Consider the following 21,714-nt stretch of genomic DNA (forward strand, 5'->3'; position numbering starts at 1 on the left):
TGTCGGAGTGAAAATCTTGATTTCATTTTAACTTTTTGTGTTGGATTTGTCAATTAGAGGTTTCTTCTTGTATTTTGTTCCATTTGTATTATTTACTTGCTATTCCGCTTTATCCAGTAAGGGAGCTTTTCCTAGTATGAGCATTTATTACTATTTATTCACCATTACTTTCTGCATAGTAGCATTGAACCCAATTTCTACGGAAGTAAGTATTAGATATTCTTTCTTTGAGTATTCGTTTTTCCCGTTGACAATGATGGCATATTATTTAACAAATCACACAAGTGCATCAAAAGTACTGCCTATAGTATCATTACTATTAGTTGCTATTTTCTTTATACTTCTTTCTGGGGACAAGAGTTACGAAAGTCTTTCAATATTGTTATTCAAACCTTTTCCACTTTTTTGGTAATATGAAACCGATTTTTTCTATAATTATTCCATGCTATAATGTTGAAGCTTTTGTAGATCAAGCTATCCAAAGCTGTCTTAATCAAGTAGGTATTGCTGAAGATGAGTTTGAAATAATAGCTATAAATGATGGCTCGACGGATAATACAGCGGAGCAGTTGTCTAAGTATGCTAATTTATCGAATGTTATTGTAATTAATCAAACAAATTCGGGATTATCAGTCACAAGAAATAATGGTATTGATAAAACTTCAGTTGAATATATTTTATTCCTAGATGGAGATGACTGGTATTCGGAAGATGCATTATCAATATTGAAACAATATGTAGGACGGGCTGACTTAGTGATGTTCCCGATGGAATATTATTATTCTGATACTAATACTAAATGTTTAAGTTTTGGACTCCGGGAGGAATATATTTATAGTCCTAATGAATTGTTAAAGGAGACGATTGGCAAATCGAAATTTCAGACATGTCCAGCTCCTACCAAATGTTATAAAATGAGTATTTTGAAAGAGCATAATCAGAAGTTTATTGAGGGTATATTGCATGAAGACGGACCGTACTATCTTGAAACATTGCATAATGTTTCATCTGTAATGTATATAGAGAGATATCTGTATCATTACAGACAATTTCGTCCAGGGTCAATTACTACAGTAAAACGAACATGGCGAAATGCCGAAGGAATTTTTAAAGGTCAGAAAAGAGTATATGATATCTATGGTAACGGTAATAAAGATATAAACTTTTACTTTATTAGTTCCTCAGTTATGCAACTTATTCAAACGTATAGTTCAGAGGATGATGTATACAAGGTCATAAAATATATGTCCGCGAAGACATTTAAAAAGTTTATGTGGCAGTCATTTCTGAATAGTAGATTTGATTTGAAAACAATAGTGTATGCGATAATAACTATTATTAGTCCCAAGATAACAAGAGTCATTTATAATAGATTAAAAAAGAGATAAACATGAAAATAGCATATTTAACAGCCTATTTAGGTAAAGAGTTTATGACGAAATACGGAAAGGGTAAGAAGTTTGCTCTTTCTGGTCCGTTCAAGTCGTTGGGGATTGCCCGCAGTATGATGGCTGCAGGTTACGATGTGACCATTTACAGTTCTGGTGTGACTACCTGTGATGCAAAGGTTCCTGCCTTTACTGAAATAGAGGAGTATCCTGAGGGTAAACTTACTATCAAATATTGTGATATTTTGTCAAAACGTAGATGTGACCCAATCAACCAGTTGCGTGTTGCAAAGCTCCTTAAGAAGGAGCATAAGTATGAGCATTTTGATGTGTTGGTATATTATAATATTACTCTTGGTGCAGCCTTTCTTGTAAAGAGTCTGAAAGGCTGTATCAATGTATTGGAGTATGAAGATAATATCTTTAATCGTGCACTTGTAGGTGACAAGAATAATTTTGTGTGGTTTAAGACTAAACTGTATAACCGTATTATTAAGCATACAAATGGTATAATGGCAGTTTGCAATGGCCTAATGCTCCCTGAAATTCCGAATCGTGTGCTGACTCCTGGTATTGTGAATGAAGAGGTAAGTGATAATGTTAGCTCTCGTGTGAATAAATTGCAGGAGGGTAAACCTGTGACTATTATTCTTACTGGTGGTATTCATTACAGTAAGGGGGGGGATCTTCTGGTAGGTGCAATGAAGTATATCAAGACTCCTTGCATCATAAAAGTATATGGAAATTGTAATCTAGATGATAGATTGAAGGCTCTTATTGCAGAAGTACCTTCAATTCATAAGTTTGAGTTCAATGGTTATATGGAACATACAGAGCTTATCCGCACTTTGGATCGTGATGCAGACATCCTTATTAATACTACCCGAAGTATGGGGGTAGGTGCGCAGGCTGCTGGTTTCCCATTTAAGATGATGGAGTATGCTAGTACCGGCCGTCCTATTGTGAGTAGTGAAATAGGTAAATTGGATGAGGACTATAATACCCATATCACTTATTATAATAGTGAGGATTCCCAAACGATAGCTAATACTATTGAGGATGTGATTACTCATTACAATGAAAAAGTGAAATCTGCACTGGAACTTCAAAAACGCGTACTTGCAGAATATACAATTGAAGGCACTGGAAAGAAGTTGGGTATTTTCTTTAGCGCAATACAGAAATGAATTTAGTTACTCTTAAAAAAAATCGCTTTATTCGTACGTGGGTTTTCTACTATCGTAGCTGGCAAGAAGGTAGGAGTTTTATCAGTGGGCTTGGACATTCTATAGTCAAGAAGGGCGTATGTGTATCTTCCAGAATTCAAATAAAGGGTGCTAATAATTCAGTATTGCTTGAGCCGGACTCAGTACTCTTTAAAAGCCTAATCAAAATTAATGGGCAAAATAACAGAGTTATTCTACATCCTGGAGTCTATCTCTCAGGAGTGGAGCTTTATATTGAGGACAACAATTGCACTATAGAGATTGGTAGCAATACTTACATCGGTCACCATACTCATTTGGCTTGTACCGAGGATGAAAGTACCTTAAAGATTGGAGATAAATGTATGTTGTCATCATATGTACAGATACGTACAGGTGACAGCCACTCTATTTTCGATGTAGATGGTAATCGTATTAACCCTGCAGCTTCTGTAACTATAGGCGATCACTGTTGGTTAGGTGAAGGTTGTAAGGTTCTGAAAGGTGTGGTTCTTGGCAATGATTCAGTGGTGAGCACTGGAGCCATTGTTACCAGGTCTTTCAGTAATAATGTACTTGTCGGTGGCTTACCAGCTAAAGTGCTTAAAGAAAATATTAATTGGGACGAGAAACGACTATAATATATGGAACAGATTAAAATAGAAAGTCTGACGAATGGTCCTAAACATCATTTGTTTGGCTTTCATGATTTACTCATTACGAATGGTTCAGGGGACAAATATTTGTCGCTTGAGGTGGATATTATAAACCGTCCACCACTTCCTGGAGAACTTTTTGGTGTAGGATATGTGAAAAATGGACAGTATATACGTATTGGTGATACTACAGCTCTCAACTATCCTCAGGGTGCACGCCAACAGTGGTTGGGAGATACAGAACTCTTTACTGTGAACAATAGTGTGGGGGACGTATGGGGGACAGATCTCTATGATACAAGTACAAATCAACTTGTAGACCGATTTGAGGCTACTACTCATATGTTGAGTAAAGATGGCAGATATGCTTATGGGCTTGATTATGCACGTTTGTTTCGTTTGGGAGGGTATGGTTATAGTGGTATCGAGGACAAAGGTAAGAATGAAGCTACACCTTTTAATTCTGGTATTACCAAACTTAACCTTGAGACCAAGACGGTTGAACTGTTGGTTAGTGTTCGTCAGGTAGCTGAGTATGGTTCAAGTTTGATATTAGGTGTGTCGCATCATTATATTACTCACCTTTGTCTCAATCCATCATGCACTCGTGTAGCTTTTTTGCATCGTTACTTTATGGCAGATGGGGGATTGATGACTCGTTTGATGACTATTGGTACTGATGGTACTGGTCTGCGGTGTTTGGCACAGGGATTCCTCAGCCATTACGACTGGAAAGATGATAAAACAATCTATATTTTTGGTCGTGCTAACAATTCGTTGGATGCATTACGTAACAATCCATTGTTATCCAATCCTTTGATGGTGGGTCCAATGAAGGTAGCAAAGAAGGTGGCTAAGTTTATCCTTCACAGAGGTAATGGTGGGGGAAAAGCCAATGTGGGTAAATCTTTCATGATGGTTACAGACACGGAGCAGCCGATTATTACACCATTTGCACAGGAGGTAATTACTGAAGACGGTCATCCTATGACCAATCCGATTAATGACGACTGGTGTATTAATGATACCTATCCTAACAAAGACGGAATCCGTACTTTGATGCTCTATAATTTCGTGACAAATCAGAGAGTAGACCTTGGTACGTTCAAAAGATTAATGGACAAACCAGATATGACTCTTGCTGAGAAATATTTCACAGGAGTTGATTCTAAGATCCTTAGTAGTATTTCGCAGGAGGAGTTGGCTTTTACTAGAAGTGGTTTGCATTGCGATTTGCATCCTCGTTGGAGTAGAAACGGCCAGCAGGCAGTGTTTGACTCTATTCATGAGGGCACACGTCAGATTTATGTTGCATATGTAGGGGAACTGCAGAATTAGTATGAGTAAAGTTTGTTGTATATTTAATATCCCTTCACTTTATCGTGAAAAGATCTATTTAGATATAGATAAAGAGTATGATTGTGAATGGTATTTCGAGCATGAAGAAAATGATATCAACCTGTTTAATGTCAATAAACTTAAGAAAACTCATATTCTTGAACATGGAAAGTTTATTAGCCGTTTTTATACAATGAAGGGGTTGGTGAGTATGGTTTGGAAGCGTAAGGATTATAATAAGTTTCTGATGGTAGGTACGCCAATGTGCATATCATTGTGGGTGTTATGTATTCTTTTGAAAGTATTCCGTCCAACAAAGAGGATATATTTCTGGACGCATGGTTGGTACGGAAAGGAGACATTTGCAGAACGTGTGATTAAAAAGAATTTTTTGAAACTTGCTGACGAACTTTTCATCTATGGTAATTATGCAAAGGACTTGCTTGTGAAAGAGGGATTTAAAGCTAAGAATATGCATGTAATTCATAATTCGCTTTCATATGATGTACAGATGGAGTTACGGAAACAGATGAAGAAGACTGCAGTTTATATGGAACATTTTGGCAACCAAAATCCTATATTGATTTTTATTGGTCGTCTTACACCAGTTAAGCGGCTTGATATGTTAGTGCAGTCTATTACTGATTTGAAGAGTAAAGGGCAGGATTATAATTTAGTATTTATTGGTGACGGTCCTATGCGCAAGGAACTTGAACAGAAGGTAAAGAGCTTGAATATTTCTGAGCAAGTGTGGTTCTATGGTGCATGTTATGACGAATTAGTAAATGCCGAGCTTGTTTATAATGCTGATCTTTGCGTGGCTCCAGGAAATGTGGGTTTGACTGCAATACACGCACTGATGTTCGGGTGTCCTGTGATTACACACAATGATTTTAGTTATCAAATGCCAGAGTTTGAAGCAATTACTCCTTATTATACAGGCAATTTTTTTAAAAGGGGAGATCAGGAATCGTTGAATGATAAAATTATCGAGTGGTTTCGTGTAAATGGAAACCAACGTGGTCATATCAAACAGCTTTGTTATAAGGAAGTAGATGAGCAATGGAATCCATATTTCCAGATGGATGTTATAAAGAAAGTTTTTAATTGATAAAAAACAAACAATTTAGTTGCCAATAATGGATTTATAGTCCGTATTGTCTAACAGCTTAGGTTATTAACAATTGAACGGGGATAGAATAACTGCAAAACTGAATGTAGTATACTTCCACAACAGTCATAGTTTATTATGTGAGCTATTCGATTCTTTCATTATCTGAAGGAGAATAGTCTAACGATAATTACTATATATGACTTTGGATTGACGTTAGGTCATTGTGGGTATATTGTTAAGTTATGGGATATATGGAAGAAAAGTTATAATTTGCTGTTCATACGATTGGTAATTTGTTGATTAGAATGAGAACTAAAAGAAACTACAATATTTAGAACTTGTAATATAGCTTAAAACGATATCTATATATGCCAACATTACTACAGATAAATACTTGTATTAACAAATCTACGGGGCGGATAGCTCAGCAGATAGGGGAGAAAGCAATGACATGCGGATGGCAAAGTTATATTGCATATTCAGCGCGTGAACAACAATGTGAAAGTTGTTCAGTACTATTACCAGTAGGAAGTAAAAGGGACGCACATGTGCATGCTCTATTTTCTCGTTTGTTTGATTGTCAAGGTCTTCTTTCTAAAAAATCTACAAAACAACTGATAGAAAATATAAAAAAAATACGGCCAGACGTAATTCATTTGCATAATATCCATGGTTATTATTTGAATTATCCGTTGCTATTTCAATTTTTGAAAGAATATGAAAAGCCTGTAGTTTGGACACTGCATGATTGTTGGGCTTTTACTGGACATTGTGTACATTATACAGATGTAGGGTGTTTCCTCTGGAAAACAGGTTGTCATAATTGCCCAAAGAAAAAATCGTATCCATCATCATTTTTATTTGACCGTTCAAAACGGAATTATAATGAGAAGAAGGAGGCCTATGCTAATATGCAGAATCTAATACTTGTCCCTGTGTCATATTGGTTGGGAGATGTTACTCGTCAGTCAATATTAGGTAAATATAGTGCGCATGTTATTCAGAATGGTATTGATATTAACGTTTTCTTTCCCCGTACATATGCAACTGGCGAAGTACGAAGGAAATATAGACTGCAAGGAAAATATATTATTATAGGTGTTGCTACTGGTTGGAGTGAGGAAGTTGGGTTATCTTCATTCTTTGAATTAAGAAAGAAATTACCCAAAGAAAAGTTTACTATTGTTATGGTTGGGTGCACTTCAAACATAATGAGACAGTTGCCTGATGGTATAGTGGGTGTACCAAGGACAAATAGTGTAGATGAACTTGCTGAATTATATTCAACGGCCGATATTTTGTTTAATGGTTCTTATCAGGAAACTTTTGGGCTGGTGACGGCTGAGGCTTTGGCATGCGGAACACCTGTTATTGTATATAATTCTACAGCATGCTCGGAAATAGTAACACCGAAGACCGGATATATTGCAGAGCCCAAAAATATAGATCAAGTTTTAAATTTTATTTGGGAAGATTCGGCTAAGTCGGAGAAATGTAGAAGATTGATGTCTGCAAGATGTCGTGAGTATGCAGTAGAACATTTTGATAAAGAAGAGAAGTATAAAAGTTATATGGAATTATACAGTGAAATTATAAACAAGTGCAAGCTCTGATAATTTCTTTAAATTTTAACCCCGGGCACGTGAGTCACATGGTCGCAAGCTACAAGCAATGCGAAGAGTTGGGTTACGAATCAGTATATTATGTCAATCCTGCCTTTATACCATTTCTGCCGAAGGATAATAGGGCTGTGTCTGCCACCGATGGGAGAAGGCTAAAAACTGATCTGGCCATCTTCCTCTTCCCGAGTCAGAAGAATCTACCACTTATCTGGAAACTGAAACGACAGGGGGCGAAGGTGATGTATATCTTCCACGAACCTCTGGCTCCGATGAAGGTGTATCGCGAAGCCGGTTTCTCTAAGAAGTATCTTGCTAAACTTTGGGTGATTGATCATATCAGTGCGCTTACCGTTAAGTGGAGCGATTATGTGCTTATCCCATCGGAGAAAGCTATGAAGTATTATGAGGAGAATAGTCTTTATACGAATAAGAACTATCATTATCTGCCTTTAATGTATAGCGATGAGCGTGAGGAGCGCCATACATTTATACCTCGAATGTATTTCAGTTACATCGGTACAGTGGCGGCAGATCATTCATTTCAGGAATATTTGGAGTTCGTAGAATGGGCGGTAACCAATAATAAGCTTGAGGGCATCAGGTTTATGATTAGTACTAAAAGTGAGTTTGAGATTCCAGAGATAATAAAGAACTCAAATAGAGTCTCCATCCATAAGGGCATTCCTATGACCGATGAGGAGATAAATACTTATTATAGTAGCTCTATAGCAGTATGGAATGCATACGCTCGTACTACTCAAAGTGGTGTATTAGCTAAAAGTTTCATGTTTGCTACACCTGCTGTAGTGATGAGGGAGAATCTTAATGAGTTTATGCATGACGGGTTAAATGTGGTGGCTATTGAGGATAACTCTGATAAAGAGCAGATAGCTGCTGCAATACAGAAGATATACGAGGATCAAGAAAGTTTTTCAACAGAATGTCGTAGGGAATTTGAGAAATCATTCTATTACAGAGTTTATAATGAACTGTTTAAGAAGATAATCTATGGTTAAAGTCAAATTATCCAATTTCTAATTACTGAAGGTGTGGGGGATATAAATAATGAATAACATAACTCAACGACTTTGGATAGTAACCGAACTTTTCCCACCAGATGAAACTTCCACGAGCTATATCCTTGGCGAGATTGCCAATGCGATGGTACAGAAATACAACGTGGGAGTAATTTGTGGTCCTGAGATATATGACAAGCGAAAGAAACTTGACGTAAACAATAAGTTTAGACTTCACGAGAGCATTGAGATACATCGTGCGTTAGGTGCTGATTTGGATAAGAATACCACAAAGGGTAAGGCTCTTTCTTTCATCCTAATGAGTCGAAGAATGATAGCCCTGGTACGTAAGCATGTATGTGCCGGGGATAAGGTGCTGATGGTGACGAATCCGGCTCCTATGATTCCATTAATGGCGAGACTAAAGAAAAAAATAGGATTTGAACTGAACATCCTTGTACATGATGTATTTCCTGAGAATACCCGTCCCGCTGGCTTGAAACTACCCATGTACAGTTTGTTCAAACATATCTTTGATAAGGCTTATACGAAAGCCGATCAGCTGATTGTTCTTGGGCGTGATATGGCAAATGTGCTAGAGCAGAAGGTTGGTAAAGGGGAAAATCCTAAGATCACTATTATAGAAAATTGGGCGGATATCGGTAATATCAAGCCACAGCCGTTTCCGGAGGGTAAGATAATTCTTGAATATGCTGGTAATATTGGGCGTGTGCAAGGATTGGACAAGGTGATGGATATGTTACCAGAGGATGTGGAGCTGCATTTTTATGGTACGGGAGCGATGGAGAAAAAACTCGAGGAGAGAAAGCGGAAAAATGTTTTTTTTCATGGTCCTTATTTCCGTTCTCAGCAGAATGAGGTATTGGCTGCTTGTGATATTGCTCTCGTAACTCTTCAGGAGGGTATGTACGGCCTGGGTGTTCCAAGTAAGACTTACAACATTATAGCATCAGGTCGTCCTGTTTTGTTCTTTGGACCTAAAGGTAGTGAGATAGATTTATTGATTCGTGAGGAAGGTATTGGCTATTGTGGATGGCCTGAAAAATGGGACAGAACGACTTTGATTGAAATGGGTCGAAAGGCAAGAGCTCTGGCTGAGAGTAAGTATTCTGAAAGTGTAATTCTGGATAAATTCTTGAAAGCTATATAATGGATAAATTACTGTTTACCGGTGGTACGGGTTTTCTTGGCAAGAATATCCGTCCGATATTGGACAAAATGTATGAAGTGACTACTTGTGGTATCACTTCTGAAGATATGGTTAAAACGAATTTGGCAAAGGAGGTTCCTCGGCTGGAGCAACATTATGATGTGGTATTGCATGCTTGTGGTAAGGCTCATGTTGTACCTAAGACTGAAGCAGAGAAACAGGCATTTTTTGATGTGAACTATACCGGTACGGTTCATTTGTGTGATGCGCTAGAGAAAGTAGGTCCCCCTAAGGCTCTGGTTTTTATCAGTACTGTGGCTGTATATGGTTGTGAGTCTGGTGAATTGATTACCGAAGAACATCCGCTGGAAGGGGAAACTCCATATGCTAAAAGTAAAATTTTAGCTGAGGAGTATCTGACTAAATGGTGTGGGATGCATAATGTGGTTCTCGGAATTCTTCGTCCTTCACTTCTTGCTGGTAAAGATGCTCCGGGTAATCTTGGTACTATGGTAAATGGTGTGAAGAAAGGTTTTTATATGAATATCGCCGGAGGCAAGGTTGTGAAGAGTATTTTGATGGCAGAAGATATTGCTCGTATCATGCCTGCTTTGGTTGAGAAAGGAGGAGTTTATAATGTGTGTGATACATTCCAACCGACTTTTGGTCAGATTAGCAAGTCGATAGCAGAGCAACTAGGCAAAAGTAGACCTATCTGTATTCCAATGTGGATGGCTAAGTGTATGGCTTTAGCCGGTGATCTTTTAGGGACAATAGCTCCTATCAATAGCTATAAATTAGAAAAGATGACCAAGAACCTCACTTTTAGTAATGAGAAAGCACGTAAAGAACTTGGTTGGGAACCGTTGGATGTACTAACGAATTATAAAATTTGAAGCGGAAGAAGAAACGAATTATTGGGGCTTATTTACAGTGTGCTATATAGAGATTTTTGAAAGCTATAATTTTTTAATATGCACATGAGTTATAAATAAGGATAAGATCATTCCGGATATATTCAGACAAAACTGATTCATATGATAACGTACATTATTATTTTTATTCTGCTTCTCATAGCAGAACTCCTCTATTTCCGTATTGCGGATAAATGTAACATCATCGACAAACCCAACGAACGCTCATCACACTCTACGATAGTATTACGTGGTGGCGGAATAATCTTCTTGATTGGTATATGGATTTGGAGTGCCTTCTTCGGATTTCAATATCCTTGGTTTCTACTAGGCCTGACACTTGTAGCAGGCATTAGCTTTGTAGATGATATCCGTTCATTGCCGGATTCTGTAAGATTGATAGCGCAGTTTACAGCTGCCGCAATGGCATTCTATCAGCTCGGCATATTGCATTGGTCAATGTGGTGGATAATATTACTGGCGCTAATCGTCTATGTCGGTGCCACGAATGTAATAAACTTCATGGATGGAATCAATGGTATCACAGCAGGATACTCTTTGGCTGTATTGATACCGTTGGCTCTGGTGAATATGGATGATATTTTTGTAGAACAGAGTTTGATCATATCAACGATTCTTGCTTCATTGGTGTTTTGTATTTTCAATTTCCGTCCGAAGGGTAAAGCGAAATGCTTTGCAGGGGATGTCGGCTCTATCGGCATTGCTTTTATCATACTGTTTCTGTTAGGTAATGTGATGATCGAGACAACGGATATTACTTGGCTGATATTCCTGTTGGTATATGGTGTGGATGGTTGTCTGACTATTGTACATCGTATTATGTTGCACGAAAATTTGGGCGAGGCACATCGTAAGCATGCTTATCAGATTATGGCTAATGAGTTGAAAGTGGGGCATGTAAAAGTTGCATTGTTGTATATGGTTATGCAGTTAGTGATTTCCCTTGGATTTATCTATCTTTGTCCCGATACAGTGATTGCTCATTGGTTATATCTGGTGGGTGTATCAGCTGTATTGGCTATTGCTTACATATTATTCATGAAAAAAAACTATCATTTACATGAAGAATATCTTATATCATTGAAACAATAATGATTATGGAATTTGATAAAGAATTTTTGGATAAGTTATTTGAGCAAGCTATGGAGAATCCACGTTTGCGTCAGAACTTCGACCTACGCACTTCATCTGCCGATACCAGTCAACGTATGCTAAACGCATTGTTGCCAGAAACTAAGGTGCCTATCCATCGACATGAAGATACTACCGAAACAATAATCTGCCTGTGTGGTAAGTTGGATGAAGTAATTTATGAGGAAGTAGTTTCGTATGAGAAGGATACGGATGATTTTCAGAAGGGGATGAGTGTACAAGATGTAGTTCGTAAGGTTGAGTATCGGGAAGTACAGCGTATCCATCTCAATCCTACAGAAGCCCAATATGGTTGTCAGATACCTAAGGGTGCATGGCATACTGTGGAAGTGATTGAACCATCTGTCATCTTTGAGGCTAAAGATGGAGCTTATGCTCGTTAAACGATGAAAAACAGATGAAATGAATAGGAAGTACTGAAAGTGCTTTTTAATACGTTATGTTATAATTGAATATTTACAATGAGATGGAAAAATGTAGGTCCCTAGATTCATGTGACAAACATGAATCCCTGCATTTCCAAAAAATACCAACTGTCTGTGAAGATCGTTGATATTTTTTTATACAATAAGCCGTGGTGGAAATCTAAAAGAAGCTACTTTTGATAAGAAATTATTTGGGAATACTCTTTCACCGCATCAAAACACGGACATCCTTTCATTGGATTCAAGTCCCGGTGTCCCACGACCAGTGCTTTCGGAAACTGTCTTTTCAACTCCCTCAACAAAGCAAGCAAAGCTCCTTTTTGCTCCAGTGTACGCGTATCTTTCGGTTTCCCGTTCGCATCCAGTCCTCCCTCATAACAAACACCTATCGAATGGGTGTTATGATTACGGCAGTGTGCTCCAATCTTTTCTAAAGCGCGTCCCCGGTGAATCTCCCCATCACGAGTGATGTAGAAATGATAGCCAATATCACGGAAACCACGGTGCAAGATATGATCCTGTCGGCAAGCCTCCGCCGAAAGGGACTTTCCTTCCGGCGTGGCACTGCAATGAATGATAATTAATGTAATAGTCCGCATGGGGTTACATGCAACTTTGTATTCCGAACACACCTCCGATGGCGGTGGCTACAGTGATAACGATTTTGAGAACTAAGCTCCATACAGAGCGGGGAGATGATGATTTACTCATACAATAACAGGTTTTAAATAAATTAATAATAGTTTTCTTTTACCACAGATTTACCACAGATTTACTGTAGGTTTGCCATAGGTTTACCACAGATCTACACAGACTCACACAGATAAATAATCGACTACTTTAGCAACTACCAATTCAATATAATCTGTGGAAATCTGTGTAGTCAGTGGTGAATCTTTTAGGCAGCCGGGTCAGGCGCTTCACCACCTCCATCCGGTTTCGGATCAGGGTTGTCACCCGAATCAGAACCTCCTCCGGCAGTTGTCGGTTTCTGATATTCCGCCTGCTGCTTCAACTGGCTATCGAGTTTCAGATTATTGGTCGACAGATTACCGGTGGCACGGGCTTTCAGACGCATGCCGCTAATATTCTTTTCCAACGAAAACTCTTCCAGCGTATCGGCTGCCTTACTGCGAATACCCACACCAAAAATGGCAAGATCATCAATTTTCACACACTTGCCGTCTAGCAACAATTCCTTGATGCAATCTACCATATCCGAAAGCACACCTTTGATGACACCACCGGAATACGGTGAATTGTGCTTCGACATGTGTTCGGCAAGCTTTGCCAAATCAAACGTTTCGTCGCTTACTGCACGGGCGAACCACTTACCCGCATTCAAGCCTTTCTTCTGCTGGTTCTGATAAATTTTGTAACGAATCATAAAACAATAAATTAAAGGGTTAAACATATTGTCCGGGGATTCTTTTCCCTTTCGATGATACAAAAATACTACTCCGGATCTCCCGGAAATCAGCTGTATACGGTTGTGTCTGGTAGCGGTCGGTTATTTGTCATTATAGTCGGTTATTCAATGGAAAAACGTTGGTTATATAGTCGTTTTTTCGTATTTTTGTAACAGTAAATCAGAAATATAACCATCATGAGCGAATTTAAAATACGTGCTTACGGGCGCATGGAACTGGCGCAACTTTATTCTCCGCAACTAACTGACATTGCTGCCTATCGAAAAATGAAGAAATGGATCTCTTTGTGTCCCGGACTTCTGCAACGCCTGTACGACTTAGGCTATGAATCAAAGCGACGCTCATTCACACCATTGGAGGTGAGAGTCATTGTGGATGCTTTAGGAGAGCCTTAAATAAAGCGTCGCTTTATGGTGTCTAAAGCACCGCTTTACGATGTCTAAAGCTAAGCTTTACACCTCCTAAAGCGATGCTTTATGCAGGACAAACGATTGTATCAGTCAAAATGGATGCGGTAATTGAAATGACTACCGTATCCGTAAGTAAAACGGGTACAGTAGGTACACTTTTTCCGGTTCACTCATACACACACGCACGCGCATACAACCCTTTACCGTCCATACTGATTAATTTTCCGTGTTTGGTGAGTCGTTTCAGCCAAGTGAGGGCTGTATTTTCCTTAATTCCCATGGCAACTGCTTCTTCCAGTAACTGGGTACGAGTAAATTCATCACCCAGTTTCTGGAAAAGATAGTCACGATCGGCATTAGGACGATGGCTGACTTCTGTACTGGGGAGGAACGATAGAATATGCGTGGCATGGCAGTAGAGAGGTTCCGCAAGACTAAGCACAGCATGAAAGTCTTCCTGTGAAATGGATACATCCCAACGAGTGATGATGTCATCTTTGCAGTTGTCGGCAGGAATCTCCTTGTCCGGTGTGAAAGGAGAGGTGGGGGAGGTCTTGAAATCGTAGGGCTGCGGGCTTTCGAGGGCACGCAATACGGCTACTTCCGACATGATTCTGCATAGATTGACAGCCAGACGTGCCACAAAACTATACATTTCCCTTCCATTAGCTACACTGGAGCGTTCAAACAAGTCGGAAAAGACGGTGTCGATTTCTTCTTTTTGTTCATCCGTGAGTTGCAGGGTATGAATGCCGTGCGATTTTATCACGCTCAACTTTTCTTTCCATTCCAGTCCCATAGCGGTGAATATCTCCTCCCAATCTATCTCGTTGTCCATAAATTGGCTGATCCATTTACTGATTCCGCACATGTAATAATATAATTGGCGGGAGTATGATCCGTCTTCTGCCGTCGGAATGAAAGTTTGCACCTGCGACGGCGTACCCGAAATCAGGACGGAAAGATAGCTTTTCTTCACTTCCCGGTATTCCTGGTCGGTGCGGCGGTTGTAGGACAAGCGGTCGTGGTCGAACGCTTTGCGCAGGGTATCGCTCCAATGACCGTGGTCCGATCCGATGGCGGTGGAAAGGGTGTCCGCTTCCGCTTCGCAGATAAGTCCGGTTCCGTCGGAGTCCATGATGTTTTGTAGGATACCCGTACCGGTGTTGTTGCCCGAAATGAGGAACATCCTGTTAGGGGGCATTTGTGGGGCCTCCTTTTTGGTTCGTTCTTTTCCCATTGCATCATACTCGGCTTTCTCTTTTTTGTATGCTTTCATCTGTATGGTCACTTCTTTGCGGATCTCGTCGTGGATAGGTTCCACGAGTAAGCGGATATAGGAAAGGATACCTTTGCCGGAAGCCGAAGGAGCCACTACGAAACATTGGAGGCTGGGGTGATGGTATTTGCCGCCATATAGGCATCGCACGTGGCGCGACATACAAGCACCCAGGGCAGTGAGCGCTCCCAATAACATGATGTCGTGTTGTATTGGGCTGCTCCCGGCTTTTATGATACGTTGCAAGAATTCCGGCCAGTTGTTTTTCGGAAAAGTGGGCAATTGATGTTGCGGTTCACTGCCCGGCAATAGTTCTTCTTCCCCTTCTCTTTCTTCGGAGATATTGTCATTCCCCACCTTATTACACGCGCCCGTGTGTGTGGGAAATTTGCGTGCTGTACCTGCTGTACCTTTTGTACCTGTGGGATGTTTGGGCATTTCTTCTATGCAGATGCTTACTCCCGTCGCTTCGGCCAGGTGGAAAGCGGTGCCCAAGTGCACTTCTCCACGTTGGGTGTGGAGTGCGTTGGAGAATACCCGTTCGGCATGTTCGCGCTGATACTTGGGAGACACCCGGCACAGGCGATGGAAAAAGTCACGTCCTGCTTCACCGCAATCCGTTGCGATGGCGAATGACAATTGTACGTATTCAAGATAGGTGGGAGCAATGTCCGCTCCTGCCGCTTCGACTGCTTCGGTGAGACGGCATAAAGATTCAATATCGGTCATGTTTTGATTTTTATAAAATAATGTTTAATTATTCTCGTTTACTTGGTTCTGAACAATGCTTCCGGGTCGTAACTAAGGAAACAGGATCTCACGAGGTCTTTGCCGGAGAAATCTACTTTGGATTTCGTTTCGGAAGAAACCGCTGTTACCGTATTGTATGCCGTCTCTACGTACCGCATCGCCCAACTCATGTTTTCTGTGATATTTTTTGTATCATTTGTCGTGGAGGAATAATGGCAAGGAACAAATGCCTTTACACCCAGTCCGCTGGGGCTGATAAAGGTGAGTACAGGTTGTAGGAGAGGATCGTCATAGAGCATACGTCGCATTTCTACTGCTTCCTGATAAGAGTGGAGACCGTCCACATCTACTATCACCAGATGAGACGGGGAGACGAAATCCTTACAGCTACGGCGGGTGAATGTGCCGCAAGGGGTCACATACGGAAGCAATGATGCTTTGGCGGCTCGTATATCTGTGGCATTCCGTACTTGTGCGGTCAGGGTTTTGAGATTCTCATTGCAAGTAATCATTTGGAAAACTTGTTCGATGGAGACTTCGCAGAAGGGGATAAGCGTGGGAGGAGTCATCAGTCGGCCTTGTTTGTCTTTGATGGGAGCGATAGGTGGCATAAAATAGGACATTCTGTAGTTGTTTGACATCATTTTCTTTTTGTTATAAGTTAAAATGTTTATTTTTGCAAAAAATATGAGTGTGTTTCAAAAACACGGCATGAAGGTAGTAATAACAAAATAGACTCTACCCTGATATGTGAGGATAAAAGTTAAAATATTTAATTATTAAAGTGTGTATTTAACAACAAAAAACAAAGATGAAAAAGAAAACGGTTTGTTGCAGTGATTTGGGAGCTTATATTAATGAGTTGCTTAAACGTGCGAAATTGAAAAATGAGTATGTATGCGAGACCCTGGGTATGGGACATGATGTTTTGAATGGCATAAAAAAGGGCTAAATCTCCCATTGAACGATTATATAAAAGTAATGAATCTCTGTTTGAATGCCTACAACGAAGAGGAGATTGAACTGATTTTGAATACGTTGGTGAGAATGTATCTGCGCTACTACAAGAAGAGGATAGTGGAGTAATCCGTGAAATAATTGATAGAAAATCCCGGCTGAATAAATAAAAACGGCCGGGATTTTTTTGTTTAGGATGTCTATTTGTCATTTTTTGGAAATATCAAATGGTAGCCATACCTTTTCCGTGTGCGATAACGAAAACACAAAAAATAACATTTTATTAGGTAGAAAAAGTTTGAGGAATGCTTCGTAGTTCACAAATAATGATTAAATTTGCCGCGATTTGTAATGCGGAGTTTGCAAAATGACGAATAATACTATAAAGCATCTAGGTATTGTGGAAAACATACAGGGTTCTCATCTGTCGGTGAGGATTGTCCAGACATCGGCTTGTGCGGCATGTAGCGCAAAGGGGCATTGTTCCTCGGCGGATAGTAAGGACAAAATCATAGATATCATAGATACCGCAGCTTCTTCCTATCAGGTGGGAGAGAAGGTGATGGTGGTCGGCGAAACGTCGATGGGCATGATGGCGGTATTGTTGGCTTTCGTATTTCCTTTCGTACTTCTTATATTTTCGTTGTTTCTTTTGATGGCATTGGTAGAGAATGAACTGTATGCGGCTCTTCTTTCTCTGGCTGTCCTTATACCTTATTATTTCGTTTTATGGCTTAACAAAACGCGACTCAAACAACAATTTTCATTTACTATAAAACCAATAAATAACTAAAAACATTATGAATTTGATTCTGATTGCAGTGATTTCATTGGGAGCTATAGCGCTCGTGTTGGCCGCTATTCTTTATGTGGCTTCCAAGAAATTTGCCGTGTATGAAGACCCGCGGATTGCCCAGGTGGGAGAAGTGCTTCCCCAGGCTAATTGTGGTGGATGTGGCTATCCCGGTTGTAGCGGCTTTGCCGACGCTTGCGTCAAAGCCGGTTCGCTGGATGGTAAATTCTGCCCCGTAGGCGGACAGCCTGTCATGGCACAAATTGCTGATATCCTAGGGCTTGCAGCCGGAGAAGCTGAACCGATGGTAGCAGTGGTAAGATGTAACGGAACGTGTATGAATCGTCCGCGTATTAATCAGTACGACGGTGCGAAGAGTTGCGCTATTGCCGCTTCGCTCTATGGTGGGGAAACGGGTTGTAGTTACGGATGTCTGGGGTGTGGTGACTGTGTGGCTGCCTGCCAGTTCGATGCCATCCACATGAATCCTGAAACAGGACTTCCGGAAGTGGATGAAGCGAAATGTACCGCTTGCGGTGCCTGTGTGAAGGCTTGTCCGAAGGCGATCATCGAAATCCGTCCGCAAGGAAAGAAATCACGCCGTGTGTATATCTCTTGTGTGAATAAAGACAAGGGAGCTGTGGCACGCAAGGCTTGTACGGTGAGTTGTATCGGCTGTGGCAAATGCGTGAAGACTTGTCCGTTCGAAGCTATCACGTTGGAGAATAACTTGGCTTACATCGATCCGCACAAGTGCAAATCTTGCCGGAAATGTGTGGAAGTCTGTCCGCAGAATACCATTATCGAATTGAATTTCCCGCCGAGGAAACCGAAAGAAGAAGCTCCTGCTGCTCCAAAACCGGCTGATGTTTCTAAAGAAGCGGTGGAAACTCCTGCATCGGCGGCAAAAGTGGAAACTCCTGCTGAAAAGGCTACAGAAGCTCCGAAAGTAATAGAATAATAACAGAATAAAATACAGAACTGTATGTTAAAGACATTTTCAATTGGTGGAGTTCATCCACACGAAAATAAATTGTCGGCACATCAACCTATTATCACAGCGGAAGTTCCTGCAAAGGCTGTTATTTTGCTGGGGCAGCACATTGGTGCGCCTGCAAAACCGGTTGTAGCGAAAGGGGATGTGGTAAAGGTAGGCACTAAGATTGCTGAACCTGCCGGCTTTGTTTCGGCGGCAATTCACTCTTCAGTCAGTGGTAAAGTGGCGAAGATTGATACCATTGTCGATGCCAGCGGTTATGCGAAACCTGCTATCTTTATCGATGTGGAAGGCGACGAATGGGAAGAAACAATCGACCGTAGCGCCACACTGGTGAAGGAATGTGAACTTCCGGCAGAAGAGATCGTGAAGAAAATTGCCGATGCCGGAATCGTTGGTCTGGGTGGTGCTTGTTTCCCTACACAGGTGAAACTTTGTCCTCCTCCTTCTTTTAAAGCTGAATGTGTGATTATCAATGCCGTAGAATGTGAACCTTATTTGACTGCCGACCATCAGCTGATGCTGGAACACGCGGAAGAAATCATGGTAGGTGTTTCCATCCTGATGAAAGCAGTGAAAGTGAACAAGGCATTTATCGGAATCGAAAATAATAAGCCCGATGCTATCGAACTGATGACCAAAGTAGCTTCCAGTTATGCAGGCATCGAAGTCGTTCCCTTGAAGGTGAAATATCCGCAAGGAGGTGAAAAGCAGCTGATCGATGCGATCACCAAACGTCAGGTGGCGAGCGGTGCGTTGCCTATCTCTACGGGAGCAGTCGTGCAGAACGTGGGAACGGCGTTTGCCGTTTATGAAGCTGTGCAGAAGAATAAACCGTTGTTTGAACGGGTGATTACCGTGACGGGAAAGTCAGTTGCGAAGCCGTCCAACTTCCTGGCTCGTATCGGTACACCGATGAAACAGTTGATTGACGCTTGCGGTGGTCTGCCCGAAGATACGGGTAAGGTGATCGGTGGCGGTCCGATGATGGGTAAGGCGCTCGTAAATATCGAGGTTCCTACTGCGAAGGGCAGTTCCGGTATCCTGATTATGAATCAAAAGGAAGCCAAACGTGGTGAGGCGCAGACCTGTATCCGTTGCGCGAAGTGCGTGAGTGCCTGTCCGATGGGACTGGAACCGTACTTGCTCGGAGCCTTGTCTGAAAACGGAGATTTTGAAACAATGGAAAAAGAAAGAATCATGGATTGTATTGAGTGCGGCTCTTGCCAGTTCACTTGTCCTGCCAACCGTCCGCTGCTCGACTATTGTCGTCTGGGTAAAGGCAAAGTAGGAGCTATGATTCGTGCACGTCAAGCTAAAAAATAACGAATATGGAAAATAAATTAATCGTATCACTATCGCCCCACGTTCATGGCGGAGACAGCGTACAGAAAAATATGTATGGCGTGCTGATTGCACTGATTCCGGCTTTTCTGGTGTCTCTCTATTTCTTCGGACTGGGTGCCCTGATTGTCACGGCTACTTCCGTTGCGGCTTGTTTGTTCTTCGAATGGGCGATCGGAAAATATTTAATGAAGAAACCGACCACCACCATCTGCGACGGCTCTGCCATCATCACAGGTGTGTTGCTGGCATTTAATTTACCGTCTAACCTGCCTATCTGGATTATCATCCTCGGTGCACTGTTTGCTATCGGTGTAGGTAAGATGTCTTTCGGCGGATTAGGCTGCAATCCTTTCAACCCGGCATTGGCAGGCCGCGTATTCCTGCTGCTTTCTTTCCCGGTGCAGATGACCAGCTGGCCGGTAGTCGGACAGTTGACCGCTTATACGGATGCTACCACCGGTGCCACTCCGCTGGCCTTGATGAAGCAAGCCATTTACGGTGACACTGCCGCTTTAAGCCAGATTCCGGACGCATTGACCTTGCTGATCGGACAGAATGGCGGATGCTTGGGTGAAGTGAGTGCACTGGCTCTGCTGATCGGACTCGTTTATATGCTCTGGAAGAAAATCATCACCTGGCATATTCCTGTGTCTATCCTGGCTACTGTGTTTGTCTTTGCAGGCATCATGCACCTGGCAGATCCGGAAAAATACGTTTCTCCGGTATTGCAGTTGCTTTCCGGTGGTCTGATGCTGGGTGCTGTCTTTATGGCAACCGACTATGTGACTTCTCCGATGAGTAAGAAAGGGATGCTGATCTATGGTGTATGTATCGGTCTGCTGACGGTAGTTATCCGTCTGTTCGGCGCCTATCCCGAAGGTATGTCGTTCGCCATCCTGATTATGAATGCGTTCACTCCGCTGATTAACACCTATTGTAAACCAAAACGCTTTGGGGAGGTAGCGAAGAAGAAATGAAAAAGTTAGAATCATCTTTAAAGAATATGTTGCTGGTACTTACGGGAGTGACTGCTATTTCCGTTGCGTTGCTGGCTTATGTAAATGAACTGACAAAAGGCCCCATTGCCGAAGCGAATGCGAAGACGCTGAACGAGGCTTTGAAAAAGGTTCTTCCTGAATTTACCAATAATCCGGTAGCGGAAAGCGATACAATCTTCAGTGAGAAAGACGGAAAGAAGAATGTTGACTTTATCGTTTATCCGGCTAAGAACGGTGAAGAACTTGTAGGAACCGCTGTTGAAGCTAAATCAATGGGATTTGGCGGTGAGCTGAAAGTGCTGGTAGGCTTTAATGCCGAAGGAAAAATCTATAACTACTCTCTGTTGGCTCACACGGAAACTCCGGGATTGGGCTCTAAAGCCGACAAATGGTTCGGAGCGTATGATCCTGCGAAAGGAGAAAAGGCAGTATCTCACGAAGAGAGTACGAAATCTATTTTGGGTATGAATCCGGGTGAAGCTCCGTTGACCGTCAGCAAAGATGGGGGAGCGGTGGATGCCATCACGGCTTCTACCATTACTTCACGCGCTTTCTTGAATGCCGTGAATGCTGCTTATCAAGCCTATAAGGCCGAAGGCGGGGAAGTGAACGGGGTAACCGGTGCTTCTCAAAAAGCGAAAGGCGCGGACGCAGATGCTGCTGACGCTGCTACGGGAGCTACGATCAAAGTTGAACTAACTGATTCAGTCAGTGCTAAATAAGAAAGGAGA

Annotated in this window: 23 protein-coding genes; 18 read left to right on the forward strand and 5 right to left on the reverse strand. The window is 41.5% G+C overall.

Annotated elements, in window-relative coordinates; genetic code table 11:
* The first annotated feature begins 413 nt into the window (after nt 1-413).
* From ACT8YW_RS12750 to ACT8YW_RS12800, 11 genes are all read left to right on the forward strand, one after another.
* Nucleotides 414-1,388, forward strand: a complete 975-nt coding sequence (locus ACT8YW_RS12750) for a glycosyltransferase family 2 protein (protein ID WP_444105364.1) — start codon at nt 414-416, stop codon at nt 1,386-1,388.
* A 2-nt stretch (nt 1,389-1,390) separates the two neighbouring features.
* The gene (locus ACT8YW_RS12755) at nt 1,391-2,575 is read left to right on the forward strand and encodes a glycosyltransferase (RefSeq protein ID WP_118299456.1); all 1,185 of its coding nucleotides are present in this window, start codon (nt 1,391-1,393) and stop codon (nt 2,573-2,575) included.
* 383 nt (nt 2,576-2,958) lie between these two features.
* A complete protein-coding gene (locus ACT8YW_RS12760) occupies nt 2,959-3,234 on the forward strand; it encodes an acyltransferase (RefSeq protein WP_444105367.1) in 276 nt (91 codons plus the stop codon).
* Between the two features lie 3 nt (nt 3,235-3,237).
* Nucleotides 3,238-4,587: a hypothetical protein gene (locus tag ACT8YW_RS12765; RefSeq protein ID WP_118299454.1), complete on the forward strand. Its 1,350-nt coding sequence runs from the start codon at nt 3,238-3,240 to the stop codon at nt 4,585-4,587.
* 1 nt (nt 4,588) lies between these two features.
* A complete protein-coding gene (locus tag ACT8YW_RS12770) occupies nt 4,589-5,698 on the forward strand; it encodes a glycosyltransferase (protein WP_118299453.1) in 1,110 nt (369 codons plus the stop codon).
* A 371-nt stretch (nt 5,699-6,069) separates the two neighbouring features.
* Nucleotides 6,070-7,314, forward strand: a complete 1,245-nt coding sequence (locus ACT8YW_RS12775; RefSeq protein WP_444105369.1) for a glycosyltransferase — start codon at nt 6,070-6,072, stop codon at nt 7,312-7,314.
* A gap of 29 nt (nt 7,315-7,343) precedes the next feature.
* A complete protein-coding gene (locus tag ACT8YW_RS12780; protein ID WP_147400012.1) occupies nt 7,344-8,339 on the forward strand; it encodes a glycosyltransferase in 996 nt (331 codons plus the stop codon).
* 49 nt (nt 8,340-8,388) lie between these two features.
* Nucleotides 8,389-9,510, forward strand: coding sequence for a glycosyltransferase family 4 protein (locus ACT8YW_RS12785; RefSeq protein ID WP_118299450.1), 1,122 nt, complete (start codon nt 8,389-8,391; stop codon nt 9,508-9,510).
* A complete protein-coding gene (locus tag ACT8YW_RS12790; protein ID WP_087317708.1) occupies nt 9,510-10,406 on the forward strand; it encodes an NAD-dependent epimerase/dehydratase family protein in 897 nt (298 codons plus the stop codon). The genes ACT8YW_RS12785 and ACT8YW_RS12790 overlap by 1 nt, the downstream gene beginning before the upstream one ends.
* A gap of 141 nt (nt 10,407-10,547) precedes the next feature.
* A complete protein-coding gene (locus tag ACT8YW_RS12795; protein WP_444105372.1) occupies nt 10,548-11,537 on the forward strand; it encodes an MraY family glycosyltransferase in 990 nt (329 codons plus the stop codon).
* 5 nt (nt 11,538-11,542) lie between these two features.
* A complete protein-coding gene (locus tag ACT8YW_RS12800) occupies nt 11,543-11,980 on the forward strand; it encodes a WbuC family cupin fold metalloprotein (RefSeq protein ID WP_008998547.1) in 438 nt (145 codons plus the stop codon).
* A gap of 212 nt (nt 11,981-12,192) precedes the next feature.
* Here ACT8YW_RS12800 and ACT8YW_RS12805 read toward each other — a convergent pair whose 3' ends face one another.
* From ACT8YW_RS12805 to ACT8YW_RS12815, 3 genes are all read right to left on the reverse strand, one after another.
* A complete protein-coding gene (locus ACT8YW_RS12805) occupies nt 12,193-12,621 on the reverse strand; it encodes an N-acetylmuramoyl-L-alanine amidase (RefSeq protein WP_444105374.1) in 429 nt (142 codons plus the stop codon).
* A gap of 4 nt (nt 12,622-12,625) precedes the next feature.
* Nucleotides 12,626-12,733: a smalltalk protein gene (locus tag ACT8YW_RS12810; RefSeq protein ID WP_004303578.1), complete on the reverse strand. Its 108-nt coding sequence runs from the start codon at nt 12,731-12,733 to the stop codon at nt 12,626-12,628.
* Nucleotides 12,734-12,920: 187 nt separating this feature from the next.
* The gene (locus ACT8YW_RS12815; RefSeq protein ID WP_004303576.1) at nt 12,921-13,409 is read right to left on the reverse strand and encodes an HU family DNA-binding protein; all 489 of its coding nucleotides are present in this window, start codon (nt 13,407-13,409) and stop codon (nt 12,921-12,923) included.
* A gap of 219 nt (nt 13,410-13,628) precedes the next feature.
* Between ACT8YW_RS12815 and ACT8YW_RS12820 the strand changes: the two genes are divergently transcribed.
* Nucleotides 13,629-13,847: a DUF4248 domain-containing protein gene (locus tag ACT8YW_RS12820; RefSeq protein ID WP_004295574.1), complete on the forward strand. Its 219-nt coding sequence runs from the start codon at nt 13,629-13,631 to the stop codon at nt 13,845-13,847.
* 181 nt (nt 13,848-14,028) lie between these two features.
* On the opposite strand, the gene ACT8YW_RS12825 is transcribed toward ACT8YW_RS12820, so the two are convergent.
* Both ACT8YW_RS12825 and ACT8YW_RS12830 read right to left on the reverse strand, forming a co-directional pair.
* A complete protein-coding gene (locus ACT8YW_RS12825) occupies nt 14,029-15,870 on the reverse strand; it encodes a DUF3987 domain-containing protein (protein WP_444105377.1) in 1,842 nt (613 codons plus the stop codon).
* A 38-nt stretch (nt 15,871-15,908) separates the two neighbouring features.
* Complete coding sequence (locus tag ACT8YW_RS12830) at nt 15,909-16,532, reverse strand: BT4734/BF3469 family protein (protein ID WP_004303574.1); 624 nt, start codon at nt 16,530-16,532, stop codon at nt 15,909-15,911.
* Between the two features lie 170 nt (nt 16,533-16,702).
* Between ACT8YW_RS12830 and ACT8YW_RS12835 the strand changes: the two genes are divergently transcribed.
* The 6 genes from ACT8YW_RS12835 (at nt 16,703) to ACT8YW_RS12860 (ending at nt 21,705) form a co-directional block, all read left to right on the forward strand.
* Entirely contained in the window at nt 16,703-16,843 is a 141-nt protein-coding gene (locus ACT8YW_RS12835; protein WP_004295577.1) for a hypothetical protein, read from the forward strand.
* 372 nt (nt 16,844-17,215) lie between these two features.
* Nucleotides 17,216-17,641: a SoxR reducing system RseC family protein gene (locus ACT8YW_RS12840; protein WP_254028537.1), complete on the forward strand. Its 426-nt coding sequence runs from the start codon at nt 17,216-17,218 to the stop codon at nt 17,639-17,641.
* Between the two features lie 7 nt (nt 17,642-17,648).
* Nucleotides 17,649-18,602, forward strand: coding sequence for a Fe-S cluster domain-containing protein (locus tag ACT8YW_RS12845; RefSeq protein WP_444105380.1), 954 nt, complete (start codon nt 17,649-17,651; stop codon nt 18,600-18,602).
* A gap of 24 nt (nt 18,603-18,626) precedes the next feature.
* Nucleotides 18,627-19,964 (forward strand): electron transport complex subunit RsxC, encoded by a 1,338-nt coding sequence (gene rsxC / locus ACT8YW_RS12850; protein ID WP_211146463.1) that lies wholly within the window; start codon nt 18,627-18,629, stop codon nt 19,962-19,964.
* Between the two features lie 5 nt (nt 19,965-19,969).
* Nucleotides 19,970-20,962 (forward strand): RnfABCDGE type electron transport complex subunit D, encoded by a 993-nt coding sequence (locus ACT8YW_RS12855; RefSeq protein ID WP_004303572.1) that lies wholly within the window; start codon nt 19,970-19,972, stop codon nt 20,960-20,962.
* The gene (locus ACT8YW_RS12860) at nt 20,959-21,705 is read left to right on the forward strand and encodes an RnfABCDGE type electron transport complex subunit G (RefSeq protein WP_004309218.1); all 747 of its coding nucleotides are present in this window, start codon (nt 20,959-20,961) and stop codon (nt 21,703-21,705) included. Before ACT8YW_RS12855 ends, ACT8YW_RS12860 begins: the two co-directional genes overlap by 4 nt.
* Nucleotides 21,706-21,714: the final 9 nt, after the last annotated feature.

It is taken from the genome of Bacteroides sp. (assembly GCF_052357945.1).
Taxonomy (GTDB): Bacteria; Bacteroidota; Bacteroidia; order Bacteroidales; family Bacteroidaceae; genus Bacteroides.